The organism is Bradyrhizobium sp. USDA 4452 (assembly GCF_054063575.1).
The window spans coordinates 143,283-159,904 of sequence record NZ_JBSSGK010000001.1; the positions used below are offsets into that span (position 1 = coordinate 143,283).

Consider the following 16,622-nt stretch of genomic DNA (forward strand, 5'->3'; position numbering starts at 1 on the left):
CAGCAAGCTGCGGATTCGGTGCAACAGGGCGGAGAAATCCCCATGAAATCTTTGTTAGAATCCGGGCGCCCGGTACCTGCTTCCGGCGCGAGGAAACCCTGCAAAAATGGGGAAAAGTCGCCCGTCCGGGTGGTGGCGAATCGCAGTGGATGCGACGTCGCGCTGCCGTGACAGGGCTGTCCGCCCTATCGTCCCAAGGGTAGGATGGGACAGTCAGGTTCCATTGGAAGATTCACTCCGTGCACGTCACCCAGACCACTGTTGATCGCGTCATTCGTACGCCACGGGCGAGGTCTGGCTTCGGCGGAGAACGGGTGTGACCCAGCCCGCGTCCGTGATGGTGCCCGGAGGCCGCTTCGGTCTCGCCGTCCGCATGCGACGGCTCGCAGGACGCTCACTCGTCGCGCTCGGCCTCGTCGTGGGTTCGGCCGGCTGCATCCTGACCCAGGACATCCCCGATCCCGCGCTTGACGTGCCGCAGGGCTACAAGGCGGCGCAGATTGGCCGGCCGGGCGACGCGGTTCCGACGCTCGATTGGTGGCGGGGCTTCCGCTCCAGGGAGCTGACGCAGCTGATGGAGGAGGCGCAGACCGTCAACCTCGACATCGCCGCGGCCGTGGCGCGCTTCCGCCAGGCCGACGCACTGGCGCGGCAGGCCGGCGCGGCGCTGCTGCCGACCCTCAATCTCAACGGCTCGGAGACCTATTCACGGACCTCGGGCTCCAGCGCCAGCGGCCTGACCAATGGCGGGCGCGAGGTGGTGAACTACAGTGCCTCGCTGAGCGCCAGCTACCAGCTCGATTTCTGGGGCCAGAACCGCGATGCCGCGCAGGCGGCGGAGGAGACCGCCGTCGCCAACCGGTTCGACCGCGAGGTGGTGGCGCTGACCACGCTGACCAGCGTCGCCAACGCCTATTTCACGGTGCTTGCCACCCAGGACCGGATCCGCACCGCACAGCGCAATATCGCGAGTGCCGAGCGCATCCTCAACGCGATCAAGGACCGCTTCAAGGCTGGCACCGGCTCCGATCTCGACGTCGCGCAGCAGGAAAGCGTGCTCGCCAACCAGCGCGCGCTGGTGCCGCCGCTGCGGCAAACGCTCGACCAGAACATCAACGCTCTCGCGGTGCTGGTGTCGCGTCCGCCCGAGAGCGTGCGTGTCGCCGGCGGTTCGCTGAATTCAGTTACGATCCCGCGTGTCACGCCGGGCCTGCCGTCCGAATTGCTGACCCAACGTCCCGATATCCGCCGGCAGGAGGCGCAGCTTGCATCCGCGACCGCCAATGTCGGCAGCGCGCGCGCGCAGTTCTTCCCGAGCATTCAGCTGACGGGGACGGGCGGCTACCAGAGCCAGGCGCTGGTCTCGCTGTTCCAGCCGCATGCGGCCTTCTTCAACCTGGTCGGCAGCATGACCCAGCCGATCTTCGACGGCGGACGGATTCTCGGCAATTTCGAGAACGCGAAGGCTAGGCAGGACGAGCTGCTGCAGACCTACCGAAAGACGGTCGTGCAGTCCTTCACCGATGTCGACAACGCGCTGGTCGCGATCCGTGAGACCACGCGGCGGCTGCAGCTGCAGCGCGACGTGCTGTCGTCGTCGCGGCGCGCCTTCGACCTGGCCGAGCAGCAGCTCAAGGCCGGCACCGCCGACATCGTAACTGTGCTAAACACGCAGCTGACCCTGTTCCAGGCGGAAGACGCTTATTCGCAGGCCCAGCTGGCCCGGCTATTGGCGATCGTGAGCCTGTATCAGGCCTTGGGGGGCGGCTGGGAACCGAAGATGGAAAGACCGGTCGATGCTCTTTAAGCCCGACTCGACGGACGACGAGAAAAGCACTGCACCGCGCAAGCGGAGCCTGATCTCGCGCCTGCTCGGACGCATGGTGTCGCTGCTGATCACGCTCGTGATCCTCGGTGGGCTCGGCTATCTCGGCTGGCTCGCTCTCCAGCCAAAGCAAAATGGCGGCGGCGGGCGCGGCGCGGGTGCGCGGCCCGACCTGCCGGTGCCGGTGCTTGCGGCCACGCCGCAGGTGCAGGACGTGCCGGTCTATCTCGACGGCGTCGGCTCGGTGAAGGCGCTCAACACCGTCACCGTGCGCTCGCAGGTGGATGGCAAGCTGCTCAAGGTGAACTTCGTCGAGGGCCAGGACGTCAAGAAGGACGACGTGCTGGGCGAGATCGATCCTGCGATCTATCAGGCGCAATACGATCAGGCGGTGGCCACGAAGGCCAAGGACGAGGCGCTGCTCGCCAATCAGAAGATCGACCTCGTCCGCTATGAGCAGTTGGCCGCCAGCAATGCCGGCTCCAAGCAGCAGGCCGACACGCAGCGTGCGCTGGTCGCGCAGCAGGAGGCCATCATCAAGGCCGACCAGGCCCAAATCGACAATGCGCGCACCACGCTCGGCTACACCAAGATCGTCGCGCCGATCGCCGGACGGGCAGGCCTGCGCCAGGTCGACCAGGGCAACATCATCCACGCCTCCGACACCACCGGGCTCGTGATTCTGACCCAGTTGCAGCCGATCGCGGTGTGGTTCAGCCTGCCGCAACAGCAGATCATGCGGGTCAACGCCGCGGCAGCAAAGGGCCAGCTCGCGGTCGATGTGTTCGGCAATGACGGCGTCACCGTAATCGATACCGGCAAGCTGACCGGCATCGACAACCAGGTCGATCCGACCACTGGCACACTGAAGCTGAAGGCCGAACTGCCGAATGCCAGCTACCAGCTCTGGCCTGGCCAGTTCGTCAATGTGCGCCTCAAGGTTGAGACCTTGCCGCAGGCGATCGTGGTGCCGACGTCGGCCGTGCAGCGCGGTCCGGCCGGGACCTTCAGCTATGTGATCGGCGCGGACAATACCGTCACCGCCAAGCCGGTCACGGTCACACAGCAGAACGAGCATGAAGCCGTCATCGCGGACGGCCTGACCACGTCGGATCGGGTCGTGACGACCGGCTTTGCCAATCTCGCCGACGGCTCCAAAGTCGTCGTCGGCAAGGACGACGGGCCGCCGGCGGCCGATCTGGCGCCGCGCAAGCGCAGCCGCGCTCCCGACGGCAAGCGCGGGGCGCAACGCGACGGTCAGAGCAAGGACCAGACCAAGGATCAGAGCAAGGAAGCCAAGCAAGACGGGCAGGGCGGCGAGCATCGCGGCCGGCACGAGCACAGCGATAGCGATCAGAAGGGGCAGACCGAACCGGCGCCTACGCCGGCGGCAGGGGCAGGGGGCGAAGCGTCGGGCGGCGCGCCGAAGGCGCGGCCATGACCGACATCCTGACCTCGTAATGTCCGACCCAAGAGCGAGCACGCAACCATGAGCGTCTCAGAACCGTTCATCCGCCGGCCGATCGCTACCTCGCTGCTCGGCATCGCCCTGATGATCGGCGGCGCGCTGGGCTATTGGGCGTTGCCGGTCTCGGCACTGCCGCAGGTCGATTTCCCAACCGTGCAGGTGTCGACGCAACTGCCGGGCGCGAGCCCCGACGTGGTGGCCTCGCTGATCACGGCGCCGCTGGAGCGGCAACTCGGCCAGATCCCGTCGCTGTCGTCGATGAATTCGACTAGCTCCTTCGGCGTCAGCCAGATCTCGCTGCAGTTCGACCTCAACCGCGACATCGACGGCGCGACCCAGGATGTCCAGGCGGCGATCAATGCCGCGGCGGGCATTCTGCCGAAGACACTGCCATACCCACCCGTCTACGCCAAGGTGAACCCGGCGGACGCGCCGGTCATGACCTTGGCGCTGACCTCGGACACGATCTCGCTGCGGGCGATGAGCGATCTCGCCGATACCATCCTCGGGCAACGCCTGAGCCAGATTTCCGGCGTCGGCCGGGTCTCGATCCTCGGCGGCTTGAAGCCCGCGGTGCGGGTGCAGGCCGACCTGGCGCGGCTTGCGGCCTATGGCATCGCGATGGAGGACCTGCGTAACGCGATTGCGGGTGCCAACGTGTCGGGGCCGAAGGGTTCGCTCGACGGCGCCCAGCAATCCTATACCATCGCTGCCAACGACCAGATTGCCGCCGCCGACGCGTACCGGCCGATCATCATCGCCTATCGCAACGGCTCGCCGGTCACGATCGGCGACGTTGCGCAGATCGTCGACGGGCTCGAGAACGACCGCACCGGCGGCTGGTACCAGGGCACGCCGGCCGTCATCATCGATATCCAGCGCCAGCCCGGCGCCAACGTCATCGATGTCGTCAAGCAGATCCGTGACGAAATCCCGCGGCTGCAGCGGGCGGTCCCGGCCGGCGTCAAACTGACCGTGGTCTCGGACCGCACCGTGACGATCCGCGCCTCGGTCCACGACGTGCAGTTCACGCTGATCCTGAGTGTGGTGCTGGTGACGCTGGTGGTGCTGTTGTTCCTGCGATCGCTGCGTGCGACCCTGATCGCCGGCGTTGCGTTGCCGCTGTCGCTGATCACGAGCTTCGGCATCATGTATTTCGCCGGCTTCAGCCTCGACAATCTGTCGCTGATGGCGCTGACTATCGGAACCGGCTTCGTGGTCGACGACGCCATCGTGATGATCGAGAACATCGTCCGCCACGTGGAGGACGGCGAGACCGTCATGGAGGCCTCGCTGAAGGGCGCCAGTGAGATCGGCTTTACGGTGATCTCGCTGACAGTGTCGCTGATCGCGGTGTTCATTCCGCTGTTGTTCATGTCCGGCCTGGTCGGCCGCATGTTCCGCGAATTCGCGCTGACCTTGACGATTGCGGTCGTGACCTCGGCGGTCGTCTCGCTGACGCTGACGCCGATGATGTGCTCGCGGCTGCTGAAGAACATCCACGAGGAGATGGCGGTCCCGGGTCTTGCCGCGGTCAGCCGCTTCATCGACCGCATGGTCGAGTTCTACCATCGCACGCTGCTTTGGGTGCTGCAGCGCCAGCGCGCGACGCTGCTGGTGACGTTCGCGACCATCGCGCTGACGCTCATCATGTATGTGCTGGCGCCGAAGGGTTTTCTGCCGCTGCAGGACACGTCCTCGATCACGGCGGTGACCGAGGCCGGCCCCGACGTCTCGTTTGCCGAGATGCAGCGGCGGCAGAGCGCGGTCTCCGACATCATCAAGGCCGATCCGGATGTCGTCGGTGTGATCTCGGTGATCGGCGCCGGCTCGGTCAATCCGACCACCAATGTCGGCCGCCTGGTGATGACGCTGAAGCCGCTCGACCAACGGCGCGACGGCGTCGCCAAGGTGATCGAGCGGCTCAAGCAGAAAATCGCGACGGTCCCCGGTATGACCGTCTACTTCCAGCCGGTGCAGGACGTGCAGATCTCGACCCAGTCGAGCCGCTCGCAATACCAATACACGCTGACCGCGACCGATGCCGCCGAGGTCTCGCAATGGTCGCAGAAGCTGGTCGCCGAGATGCGGCGCGACCCCATTTTCCGCGATGTTTCCTCGGAAGCGCAGGCCGGAGGTTTGCGCGCGGCGCTCGACGTCAACCGGCAGCGTGCCGGCCAGCTCGGCGTCAGTCTGCAGGGCGTCACGGACACGTTGAACGACGCCTTCGCCCAGCGGCAGATCTCGACGATCTACGGCCAGGCCAACCAGTATCGCGTGGTGCTCGAGGCGATGCCGATGTATCAGCGCGACCCCTCGATCCTCGACAAGCTCTATCTGCCGGGCGCCAACGGCGCACAGGTGCCGCTGTCCGCGGTGGCGACGCTGGTCCGCACCACGGCGCCGCTCGCGATCTCGCACCAGGCGCAATTCCCGTCGGTTTCGCTCAGCTTCAACCTGGCGCCGGGCGAGGCGTTGGGCGACGCCGTCGAGGCGGTCAAGGCGATCGAAACGCGGATCGGAATGCCCGGCAGCATCGTCGGCATCTATTCCGGCGATGCTGCCGAATTCGCGCGCTCGCTGGCCGGACAGCCGTGGCTGATCCTGGCGGCGATCATCACGATCTACATCGTGCTCGGCGTGCTCTACGAGAGCTACATCCATCCGATCACCATTCTGTCGACGCTGCCCTCGGCCGGCGTCGGCGCCATCCTGGCCTTGATGCTGTGCGGGCAGGACCTCTCGGTGATCGGCCTGATCGGCATCATCCTGTTGATGGGCATCGTCAAGAAGAACGCGATCATGATGATCGACTTCGCACTGGAGGCCGAGCGGCACCAGGGCATGTCGTCCTATGACGCCATCGTGCAGGCCTGCCTGCTGCGGTTCCGGCCGATCATGATGACGACGCTGGCGGCGCTGTTCGGCGCGCTGCCGCTCGCGATCGAAAGCGGCACCGGCGCCGAGCTGCGCTTCCCGCTCGGCATCTCGATCATCGGCGGCCTGCTGCTGAGCCAGCTGCTGACGCTGTACACGACGCCGGTGATCTATCTCGCGCTCGACCGGCTCAACCGCCGGATCGAGCGGGCCGTGCCGCAGGCGGGCCGCAGCGGCCCGCCGATCGCCGGCGCCACCGAGGGCATGCAGTGATCTCGATCTCCGAGCCCTTCATCCGCCGGCCGGTGGGCACCACCTTGCTGGCGATCGGGCTGTTCCTGGTCGGGATCGTCGCCTACGAGTTCTTGCCGGTGTCGTCGGTGCCGAATGTCGACTTCCCGACCATCCGGGTCTCGGCGTCACGGCCCGGTGCCGATCCCTCGGTGATGGCCGCGACCGTCGCCGCGCCGCTGGAGCGCAAGCTCGGCACCATTTCGGGCGTCGACCAGATCACCTCGACGAGCTCGCTCGGCACCACCAGCATCCAGGTGCAGTTCTCGATCGGCCGCGACATCGACCGCGCCGCGCGCGACGTGCAGGCCGCGATCAACGCCTCGCTCGCGGACTTGCCGAGCGACCTGCCGTCGCTACCCAAGTTCCGCAAGTCCAATCCGGCCGCGGCGCCGGTGTTCGTGCTGGCGTTGACCTCGAAGACGATCTCGACCAGCGCGATGTACGACGTTGCCGACACCGTGCTGGCGCAGCGGATCTCGCAGGTGCCGGGGGTCGGCGAGGTGACGGTCAGCGGCGCCGACCAGCCGGCGGTGCGGATCGCGCTCAATCCGGTGTCGCTGGCTAACGCCGGGATCGCAACCGACGACGTCCGTCTAGCGATTATCAATGCCAATCCGCTGGGCCCGGTCGGCATCTTCAACGGCGACCGGCTGAGCGAGACGCTTTCGATCAACAAGCAGATGCGCACCGCGGCCGAGTTCCGCGACATCATCATCAAGAGCTCGAACGGCAATTTCGTCCGCCTCTCGGACGTTGCGGAGGTCGAGGACTCGGTCCGCAACTCGCGCTCGATCGCCTGGTTCAACAAGCAGCCGGCGGTGCTGATCCAGATCACCAAGCAGGGCGACGCCAACGTCATCGATACCGTCGACGGCGTGCGCAGGATGCTGCCGGAACTGAAGCAGTGGATTCCGGCCGGCGTCGAGATCTCGACCCTTGTCGATCGTACCGGAACGATCCGCGCCAGCGTCCAGGACATGCAGTTCACGCTGCTGGCGACCGCCGGACTTGTGATGGTCGTGGTGTTCGTGTTCCTGCGCCGGATCGTGCCGACGATCGCCGCCGGCGTCTCGGTGCCGCTGGCGCTGGCCGGAACCTGCGCTGGGATGTGGCTCGCCGGCTTCTCGATCGACAATCTGTCGCTGATGGCGCTCGCGATCTCGGTCGGCTTCGTGGTCGACGACGCCATCGTGATGATCGAGAACATGTACCGCAATCTCGAGCAGGGCATGGCGCCGTATCCGGCCGCGGTCGAAGGCGCCAAGCAGATCGGCTTCACGGTGCTGTCGATCTCGCTGTCGCTGATCGCGGCCTTCACGCCGCTGATCTTCATGGACGGGATCGTCGGCCGCCTGCTGCGCGAGTTCTCGTTGACGCTGACGTTTGCGATCATCGTGTCGACCCTGGTGTCGGTGACGATCACCCCGATGATTTGCGCGCACTACATCAAGGAGGCGACCTCGGATCGCGCCACCTGGTACGATCGCGTCCTCGAGGGCACGCTATCGCGGGTCGTGGCGTTCTATGCGTCGACCCTGCGGATCGTGCTCGGCTATCCGTTCCTGACACTTGTGGTGTTCTTTGCCACCGTCGCGCTCACGGTGACGCTCTACATCAAGACGCCGAAGGGCTATTTCCCGACCGACGACAGCGGCTTCGTGATCGGCGCGACCCGGGCCTCGGCGGATATCTCGTTCCAGTCGATGCTCCAGCTTCAGCAGCGGCTCGCCGATATCGTGATGGCAGACCCCGCGGTCGCCGGCATCGGCTCCTCGGTCGGCTCCGGCGGCGGCCCGGGCGGCGCCACCTCCAACCGCGGCACCATGTTCATCAGCCTGAAGTCCCCGGAGGAGCGGGGAGGCCTGTCGACCGCGCAGGTGATCGACCGGCTGCGCCGCAACCTGTTCATGGTGCCGGGCATCCGCCTGTTCATGTTCGCTGCCCAGGACATCCGCACCGGCGGCCGGCAGAGCGATTCCGACTACCAGTACACGCTCGCCTCGACCGATCTCGATCTGTTGCAGAAATGGGCGCCGCTCGTCGCCAAGCGCATGGAGACGGTGGAGGGCATCACGGATGTCTCCGCCGACCGCGATCCCGGCGGCCTGCAGCTCAACCTCGTGATCGACCGCAAGATCGCCTCCAGCCTCGGCGTCCGGGTCCAGGATATCGACAACGCGCTCAACAACGCGTTCTCGCAGCGCCAGATCTCGTACATCTACACCCAGCGCAACCAGTACGTGGTGGTGCTCGAGATCGACCCGAAATTCCAGAGCGACCCGTCGAACCTCGAGCGCATCTACGTCGCGGGCGCCAACGACGTGCAGGTGCCGCTGTCGGCGCTCGTGCACTACCAGCGCGGTCTGTCGGCGCTGGCGGTGTTTCACTCCGGCGGCTTCCCCTCGACCACAGTGTCGTTCAACCTGCTGCCGGACGTACCGCTGGAGGTCGCCACCACGAACATCCAGCAGGCGGTCAACGAGCTGCACATGCCCGAGGGCATTCGCGGCAGCTTCGACGGCAATGCCGGCGACTTCAACAAGACCAGCGGACGGCAGCCGCTTTTGATCCTCGGCGCGCTGGTTGCGATGTACATCGTGCTCGGCGTACTCTATGAGAGCCTGGCGCATCCGATCACGATCATCTCGACCTTGCCGTCGGCCGGCCTCGGCGCCTTGCTGGCGTTGCAGGTGACCAACACGCCGCTGACCGTGATCGCCTTTGTCGGCATCATCCTGTTGATCGGCATCGTCAAGAAGAACGGCATCATGATGGTCGACTTCGCGCTCGAGGCCGAGCGGCATCAGGGCCTGTCGTCGCGGGATGCGATCTTCGAGGCCTGCCGGGCGCGCTTCCGTCCTATCCTGATGACGACAATGGCCGCGCTGTTCGCGGGCATTCCGCTTGTCATCGCAACCGGCCCGGGCACCGAGCTGCGGCGGCCGCTCGGCATCACCATCATCGGCGGCCTGTTCGTGTCGCAGATCCTCACGCTCTACACCACCCCGGTGATCTATCTGTTGATCGACCGGTTGCGCCAGGGCCCGGCACCATCAGGCGTGCACGCTCCGGCGGAATAGGTTGGATTGAACGGCTCCGCACGCGTATAGCGAAGCGATGGCCGAACCGACCGAAACAAAGACCGACCTCGTCAGCGAGATCCCAGAGTGCCCGCATTGCGGCAAGCCGATGCCGTTGTGCATCTGCGACAGCGTCACGCCGATCAAAAGCCGGATCCAGCTGCTGATCCTGATCCATCCGCAGGAGCAGGACAGGGCGCTCGGCACCGCGCGGCTGCTGGCACGGCATTTCGAGAACGCCGTGGTGCGGATCGGGCTGTCCTGGCCGAGCCTTGCCAACGCACTCGGCCGGCCGGTGCCAGATCCGTCGCGCTGGGCGGTGCTCTATCTCGGCTCGGCCAAGGTCGAGGATCTCGAAACCGACGCCGAGATCGTCGCGATCAACCGCAAGGGTGAGTTGGAGCCGCACCAGCGCGCCATCCTCTCCGACATCGAGGGCATCGTGCTGCTTGACGGCACCTGGAGCCAGGCCAAGGCGCTGTGGTGGCGCAATGCCTGGATGCTGAAGTGCCAGCGGGTGATTCTCGGACCGAAGCAGCCCTCGCGCTACGGCAAGCTGCGCCGGGAACCCCGGCGCGACGGCCTGTCCACCATCGAGGCGGCCGCGATCCTGCTGGCCGGGCTGGAAAAGCGGCCGGACATCGCCACAACGTTAACTGATAGTTTCGAGCGGATGCTGGCGAAATTCCGCGAAGTGCAGGCCAAAATGCCGGAATTGGCGCCAAAACCGAAGAAGCGGGACTTCCGGAGGCGCCGGCGTTAGCTGCGCGATTGGTTGCCTATCGAAGAGAGGGCGTATATGAAGTGCGCCGCAAGGGGCCACGTGGCGGAGTGGTTACGCAACGGTCTGCAAAACCGTGTACACCAGTTCAATTCTGGTCGTGGCCTCCACTCATCTCATCAATGGCTTGCAGCCAATACGTGAGAAGCCGCATTAGCTCGCGGCGTACCAGCCTTCAGGAAACGGAATCAGCGGCCACGGCGCCTGGTTGTCATTGGCGGCGCGCGGCGGCGGCTGAATGCGGGGCGAGGGCTGGGCCACGAAATCCTCCTGAGCAATAGGCGCGATCGCCGTACGCACGGCGTCCAGCAACAGATCAAATTCGACTTCACTCATCGCGCTCTCCGAGGTTCGAGAGCGCCATGGTCGCAAAACTGTCTTCGGTCCGGATTGAGCGATTCGTTCGAATTTTATGAAAAGAACGATGGCGCCCGCTTTGGTTAATAGATCGCTATTCTCCTCGGGAACCTAGGTCGGTACGGCCGCACCTCGTGTGAGGCAAATCACAACGCGAAAAACTCTTTCCGGAATTCCGGGCAGTATTCATAGGGGGCAAATATCGCAGGAATTTTAGAGAGGCGTGACAGCGCACGCGTCGGTCCGCCGGTGCCATCCTGGTCATGCCCATCCTGCGAGGTCGCCCGGCAGCATCGTCTTGAATTGCGTCAGCACCTGCCGCGCTTTCCGTGGCGGCAGCGTGATCGCGTGACGCACGGCGGCCGCGATCAGCGTCATCGTCAGCCCCGAGAAGGTGGCGAGGGTGGCGGACGGCATGTTGGGCGCAACCCGCCTGACCGCGTCGGACAACAGGCCGGAGAGCACGGCCGTATCGTCTGCATCGAGCTTTTGCAGGGCGCGGTCGGCCTGCGTCGCCTGCCAGATGTCGCGCATGACAGGCTCGCGCATGAACATCTCGTAGTAACTGTCGACGATCCGGCATAGCGCCGGGTGCAGGTCGCGCGCGGACGAGACCGCGGCCAGATCGCGCCTGACGCAATCGCGGCCGACGGCGTTATGCCGTTCAGCCAGCGTGCCGATGATCGCGGCCTTGTCGGGGAAGTATTGATAGAGCGAGCCGAATGCGACGCCGCTGCGCTCGACGATGTCGCTCATGCGGAAGGCCTCGCTGCCTTTCTCCGTCATGATCTCGGTCGCGCAGGCGAGGATGCGCTCGAACCGCTCGCGGCTGCGCTGTTGCGTCGGAGCAAGCCGCGCCAACCTGGGCAGGGGGGCTTTCACCCCGGGCGCGGCCCCAGCCGCCGCCTCGGGCGCGGCGCTTTCCGCTGCCCCGGGCCGGGCCTTTCGTCTCGCCATCGTTCTCCTCCGCAGCCGGGGTTGACGTTTCAAATATGAGTGTTTATCGCATTTTACAAATGCGAGTATCTCTCGCTTTTCGAGGAGGGGCGATGCGCAATATCCTGACCTCGGGGTTGCTGTGGTTCTCCGCGCTGGGCTGCGGCCTGCTTGCCGGCGTCTATTTCGCGTTCTCGGCGTTCGTCATGACCGCGCTCGGCCGCATCGATCAGGCGGCCGGCATCTCGGCGATGAACGCGATCGATGTCGACATCGTCCGCTCGCTGTTCATGCCGGTCTTCCTCGGCACCACGCTGTCTTGCGGCGGGCTGGTCGTGCTCGGCGGGCTGCGATGGCAGGAGCCGGGCGCGCTTGCGATGATCTGCGGCGGCATCGTCTATGTCGTCGGGATGTTCGTCGTCACGGCCGTCTTCAACGTGCCGCTGAACGATCAGCTTGCGGCCACAGATCCCGCGAGCACCGCGGCCGCCCGGGTCTGGGCGCGCTATCTGACGGACTGGACCTTCTGGAACCACGTGCGGACCATCGCCTCGCTTGCGGCGACGGCGCTGTTCATTGTCGCCATCGCCGCGCGATCGCGCTTCTGAACGAAAATGCTTCGCAGTTTGTGCACGATCTGTACTCGCGCAGCACGATCGCTAAGGAGGTGACGCCGCACGCCGATGTGCGGCTGACTGCCTGGAGATTTTCAATGAAGTCTATGCCGGCACTGCCTGTATTGCGTACGACCCCGGTACCAAGACCACCTCGTTCGTCCCGGAATTGACGTCAGAGGCTGGGCGGGGGCCGCGGAAGAATCGGCGGCGCGGCGAAATGGCGGCGTCGGCGGTGTTTCCGGACGCCCGCAGCGCCGGTAGCGGGACAGCCGGGACAGGCCTGCATCGCCTTGGAACGCCGGCAAAGCCTTGTACCGCAGGGGTTTACCGTCCCCCGCTAAAGTTTCGCCGGAGACCCATTTGGTTCTTTGCAAGGCCGAAAGGCTTTGTTATACGCTGCCCGCGCGCGAACGCTTTGTTCGCCTATTCCTCGGTAGCTCAGCGGTAGAGCATTCGACTGTTAATCGAATGGTCGCTGGTTCGAATCCAGCCCGGGGAGCCAGTTCTGGCTCCATCATCACCCATCACAAGCCTGTGGCCCGTAACGGGCAGACAAAAGTCGTCGTCAAATCGACTCAATAACCGCGGACACTTTGTTGTGCCGGGTCTTGAGAGGTGATTCTGATGGCCATTAACCTGATCGACCTGTCGATGCCACAGCCGACGCTTGTTCCGAGCGATGCTCCCGACATCAGCGACGATGAGTGTGTCCGCCGGCTCGCAAGGGCCGTCGAGGAGCACGATTCCGAGCATCTCGATGAAGTGGCCCGCCTGATCGGCCGGCTTGCAGTCACGATCGAATAGAACGCGTTGCGAGCGCATCTTGCACGCCAACGCCATGTTGCGTTTTGGCGGAGCTTGTTCCAAAAGATGGCCCTGTTCTAGCTTCTCCAGCGGCAATGCCGCGACTTGCAGGGTCCCGCCAATGACCGGTTTTTCGACTGCGCGCCAGTACATGGTGGATGGTCAGGTGCGTCCGAGCGACGTGACCGATGATCGTATTCTCGAAGCCATGCTGACGGTGCCGCGCGAGGTGTTCGTGCCGGCCAGCAAGCAGGCGCTGGCCTATCTGGACCTCGATCTCGACGTCACCGAGGGCGGCGCGGACAGGCGCTGCCTTATCACGCCGGCGCTGCTCGCCAAGATGCTGCAAGCCGCCGAGATCAAGGCGACCGACCGCGTTCTGCTCGTCGGCTGCGCGACCGGCTACGCAGCCGCCATCGTAGCTCGCTTTGCCGCAGAGGTCAGCGCCACCGAGAGCGATCCGGCCCTTGCCGGGAAGGCCTCGGCCGTGTTCGTCCAGCTCGGCATCCAGAACGTGACCGTCAAGACCGCAGCCGCTGCCGACGGTGATACCGCCGGCGCGCCGTATGACGTCATCGTCCTCAACGGCGCGACCGAGATTATCCCGACCGGACTGTTCGGCCAGCTCACGGAGGGGGGCCGGTTGGTCGGGGTATTCGGCCTGACGCCACCGCCGCGCGCGACCATCGTGACCCGCTCCCATGGGGATTTCGGACATCGCGAGCTGTTCGACGCCACCGCCCCCGTGCTGCCCGGGCTCGAGCGGGTTCCGGCCTTCGTCTTCTGACCGCCACCGCGCTGCACCGCCTGATAAAATCCCGTTCCGAATCAGAAGTGTGGCCCGTTTGCCCCATGTGAAGAGTTTCCGCCGTGTTCCGTTGCGGGGTAGTTCCGTTGCCCTTAGCTGCGGACTAAGGTGAGGCGGGACTCACTTCGTCTGAAGCGACCGCCGGAACTGACTTGCGTGTGGAGACGGCGACTACAATGATTGGATTACCGGGGATGCGTGGGGTGAAGGCTATCACCGCGGCTGCGACTGCCGTCCTTCTGTTGGCAGAGATGGGCCCCGTGCCCGCGCTCGCCGATACTATCGAGGCCGCGCTGGTGCGGTCCTACCAGAATAACCCCCAGCTCAATGCGCAGCGCGCGCTGGTGAGGGCGACCGACGAAAACGTTCCCCAGGCGCTCTCGGGCTATCGTCCGCGGGCCGCACTAACCGTAAGTGGCGGATATCAGTACTCCGACCAGCAGCCGACGGGCATCAAGGATTCGATCCACGGCACCCAAACTCCGGCCAGCGCGGGTCTGACGGTGAACCAGTCGCTGTACAATGCGCAGACCCCGCATAAGGTGCGCGCGGCCGAAAGCCAGGTGTCGTCGGCACGCGAAGGTCTGCGCGTGCTCGAACAGACCGTAATCCTGAACGCCGCCACGATCTATATGGACTATCTCCGCGATGCGGCGATCGTCGAGGTTCAGCGCAGCAACACGCGCGTACTGGAGCAGACGCTGAAGCAGACCCAGGACCGCTTCAATGTCGGTGAGGTCACCCGGACCGACGTCGCGCAATCCGAAGCGCAGCTTGCTGCCGGCCGCACCCAGCAGCTCACCGCGGAATCGAACCTGACGACGACGCGGTCGAATTTCCGCCGCATCATCGGCAACGAGCCGCAGAATCTCGCGCCCGGCTCGCCGGTCGATCGCTTCTTGCCGACGACGCTTGCGGCCGCGGTCGAGCTCAGCCTGACCCAGAATCCGAACGTCACGTCCGCGATGTACGGTGTCGACGTCAACTTCCTGCAGACCAAGGTTGCCGAAGGCGCGCTGCTGCCGACGGTCGGGTTGCAGGCGTCGGTGACCGAAGGCTACCAGCAACAATTGTCGGTGAACCGCCTGTTCAATGCGGGAGCCCAAGTTCAGGTGTCGGTGCCGATCTATCAGGGCGGCGCTGAGTATTCGCTGATCCGGCAGTCGAAGGAATCGCTGGCGCAGCAGCGTCTGGTGCTGGAACAGACCAGGGATCAGGCACGCGCCAATGTCGTCACCGCATGGGGCCAGCTGGTCGCCGGCAAGTCGCAGGTCGCGTCGGCGCAGGCGCAGGTGACCGCGTCCGAAATCGCGCTGAACGGCGTGCGCGAAGAGGCCAAGGCCGGTCAGCGCACCACGCTCGACGTGCTGAACGCGCAGCAGGCGCTCGTCAACGCGCGCAACGCGCTAGTGACCGCGCAGCACGACCGTGTTGTTGCGTCGTATAACGTGCTGGCAGCCGTTGGCCGGCTGTCACCGCAGGTGATGGGTCTTTCGACCAACGTCTATGATCCCACCGTGCATTATCAGCAGGTGCGCGACAACTGGGCCGGCGTACGCACGCCCGACGGTCGCTAAACACTTCACGTCATCGTCGCCTGTCGCGCCATGTTTGTGGTTCTGAGCTAATCAGGACCACAGACTGGCGCGTTTGCTTGCAATCGATAAATGGCCTGACATACCGTTTTATCGGGCAGCAAGGCGATTCGCGGCGAGCCGGCATGGCGTGATGACAGGTGCGAGGCCACCTGTAACCACGCTGCATTAGGCGACACGAAGCTTGCACAAGGCCTCGGGCGGGCTTGATCTGGGGACAAGTCGGGCGGGAGCAATGAAAATCTCCGCGCGCTTCTTCGGAACCGGCGAATCCTCTCGGGCTTGATGTAAAATAAGTTTCGATGTGGAGTCGGAGATGACGCAACCTGCGAAGGTCCAAGAGCCCTCGATGGAGGAGATTCTGGCGTCGATCCGTCGCATCATCGCCGATGACGAGGCGAAGCCAGCCGCGGCCGAGAAACCTGCTTCTGCCGCTGCACCGCCGCCGAAAGTCGAGCCGCCACCAGCAGCCAAGCCCGCAATGAAAAGCCCGCCGCCCGCAGCGCCCCCGGCCGCGAAGGCCGCAGCGTCAGCGCCAAGATCACCGCCGCCTGCGCCAGCGCCGGCCAGCAACAGTCAGGACGACATCGACTCACTGCTCGCCAGCCTCGACGAGGCGACGCCCGCGGCCGACATCCGGCCGTCGCCGCAGCCCGAAGCCGACGTATTCGAGCTCACCGACGACATGGCGCTGCCGGAGCCGGCGGCCACACCGTCGTTCCGCAAGGTCGAGCCGCAGGACGATGTCGTGTTCACGGAAGCCCGCACGCGGGCGCCGGAGCCGATGCGAGAACCGGCTCGAGAGCGAGAACCGCCGGCCATCGAAACCGCGCCGATGCAGCAGATCATCTCAGGAACCACGATGCGGGCGGTCGAATCCGCCTTCAACTCGCTGGCCAACACCGTGCTGAGCAACAATGCTCGGACGCTGGAGGATCTGGTCAAGGAGATGCTGCGGCCGATGCTGAAGTCCTGGCTGGACGACAACCTGCCGGGGCTGGTCGAGCGGATCGTCAAGGCCGAGATCGAGCGGGTTTCGCGCGGGCGATAGCTCCGGCGCGGGCAGTAGCTCCTGCTGCAGGGGGCTTGGCAGCGCTCTATTCAGCCCCCAAATGCTCCAATGTGTCGGTTCCGATTGAATCAGAACCGAACCTCCAGCGTCCTTATTCGCCCGAAAACG

12 protein-coding genes and 2 tRNA genes are annotated in these 16,622 nt (G+C 65.2%); 12 read left to right on the plus strand and 2 right to left on the minus strand.

What is annotated here, in order from left to right; translation table 11 throughout:
* Positions 1–337: 337 nt before the first annotated feature.
* The 6 genes from ACVISU_RS00870 (at position 338) to ACVISU_RS00895 (ending at position 10,435) form a co-directional block, all read left to right on the plus strand.
* A complete protein-coding gene (locus ACVISU_RS00870) occupies positions 338–1,807 on the plus strand; it encodes an efflux transporter outer membrane subunit (RefSeq protein ID WP_063695431.1) in 1,470 nt (489 codons plus the stop codon).
* On the plus strand, positions 1,797–3,266 hold the full coding sequence (locus ACVISU_RS00875) for an efflux RND transporter periplasmic adaptor subunit (RefSeq protein ID WP_456705686.1): 1,470 nt from the start codon (positions 1,797–1,799) through the stop codon (positions 3,264–3,266). The genes ACVISU_RS00870 and ACVISU_RS00875 overlap by 11 nt, the downstream gene beginning before the upstream one ends.
* A gap of 48 nt (positions 3,267–3,314) precedes the next feature.
* Positions 3,315–6,443 (plus strand): efflux RND transporter permease subunit, encoded by a 3,129-nt coding sequence (locus ACVISU_RS00880; protein ID WP_456705687.1) that lies wholly within the window; start codon positions 3,315–3,317, stop codon positions 6,441–6,443.
* A complete protein-coding gene (locus ACVISU_RS00885; RefSeq protein WP_456705688.1) occupies positions 6,440–9,544 on the plus strand; it encodes an efflux RND transporter permease subunit in 3,105 nt (1,034 codons plus the stop codon). Before ACVISU_RS00880 ends, ACVISU_RS00885 begins: the two co-directional genes overlap by 4 nt.
* 37 nt (positions 9,545–9,581) lie before the next feature.
* A complete protein-coding gene (locus ACVISU_RS00890; protein ID WP_456705689.1) occupies positions 9,582–10,307 on the plus strand; it encodes a tRNA-uridine aminocarboxypropyltransferase in 726 nt (241 codons plus the stop codon).
* 54 nt (positions 10,308–10,361) lie between these two features.
* Positions 10,362–10,435, plus strand: a tRNA-Cys gene (locus ACVISU_RS00895).
* 43 nt (positions 10,436–10,478) lie between these two features.
* Here ACVISU_RS00895 and ACVISU_RS00900 read toward each other — a convergent pair.
* Together ACVISU_RS00900 and ACVISU_RS00905 are read right to left on the minus strand one after the other, a co-directional pair.
* Positions 10,479–10,661, minus strand: a complete 183-nt coding sequence (locus tag ACVISU_RS00900; protein ID WP_024584196.1) for a hypothetical protein — start codon at positions 10,659–10,661, stop codon at positions 10,479–10,481.
* A 282-nt stretch (positions 10,662–10,943) separates the two neighbouring features.
* Complete coding sequence (locus tag ACVISU_RS00905; protein ID WP_456705690.1) at positions 10,944–11,639, minus strand: TetR family transcriptional regulator; 696 nt, start codon at positions 11,637–11,639, stop codon at positions 10,944–10,946.
* 92 nt (positions 11,640–11,731) lie between these two features.
* Here ACVISU_RS00905 and ACVISU_RS00910 point away from each other — a divergent pair, with 92 nt between their 5' ends.
* The 6 genes from ACVISU_RS00910 (at position 11,732) to ACVISU_RS00935 (ending at position 16,493) form a co-directional block, all read left to right on the plus strand.
* Positions 11,732–12,226, plus strand: coding sequence for an anthrone oxygenase family protein (locus ACVISU_RS00910; RefSeq protein WP_456705691.1), 495 nt, complete (start codon positions 11,732–11,734; stop codon positions 12,224–12,226).
* Between the two features lie 436 nt (positions 12,227–12,662).
* Positions 12,663–12,737 (plus strand) — tRNA-Asn (locus ACVISU_RS00915).
* Positions 12,738–12,859: 122 nt separating this feature from the next.
* A complete protein-coding gene (locus tag ACVISU_RS00920; RefSeq protein ID WP_050404540.1) occupies positions 12,860–13,039 on the plus strand; it encodes a hypothetical protein in 180 nt (59 codons plus the stop codon).
* Positions 13,040–13,160: 121 nt separating this feature from the next.
* Positions 13,161–13,826 (plus strand): protein-L-isoaspartate O-methyltransferase family protein, encoded by a 666-nt coding sequence (locus ACVISU_RS00925; RefSeq protein ID WP_456705692.1) that lies wholly within the window; start codon positions 13,161–13,163, stop codon positions 13,824–13,826.
* A gap of 215 nt (positions 13,827–14,041) precedes the next feature.
* On the plus strand, positions 14,042–15,424 hold the full coding sequence (locus ACVISU_RS00930; protein WP_050404538.1) for a TolC family outer membrane protein: 1,383 nt from the start codon (positions 14,042–14,044) through the stop codon (positions 15,422–15,424).
* Between the two features lie 334 nt (positions 15,425–15,758).
* Positions 15,759–16,493: a DUF2497 domain-containing protein gene (locus ACVISU_RS00935; protein WP_456705693.1), complete on the plus strand. Its 735-nt coding sequence runs from the start codon at positions 15,759–15,761 to the stop codon at positions 16,491–16,493.
* Positions 16,494–16,622 lie beyond the last annotated feature (129 nt).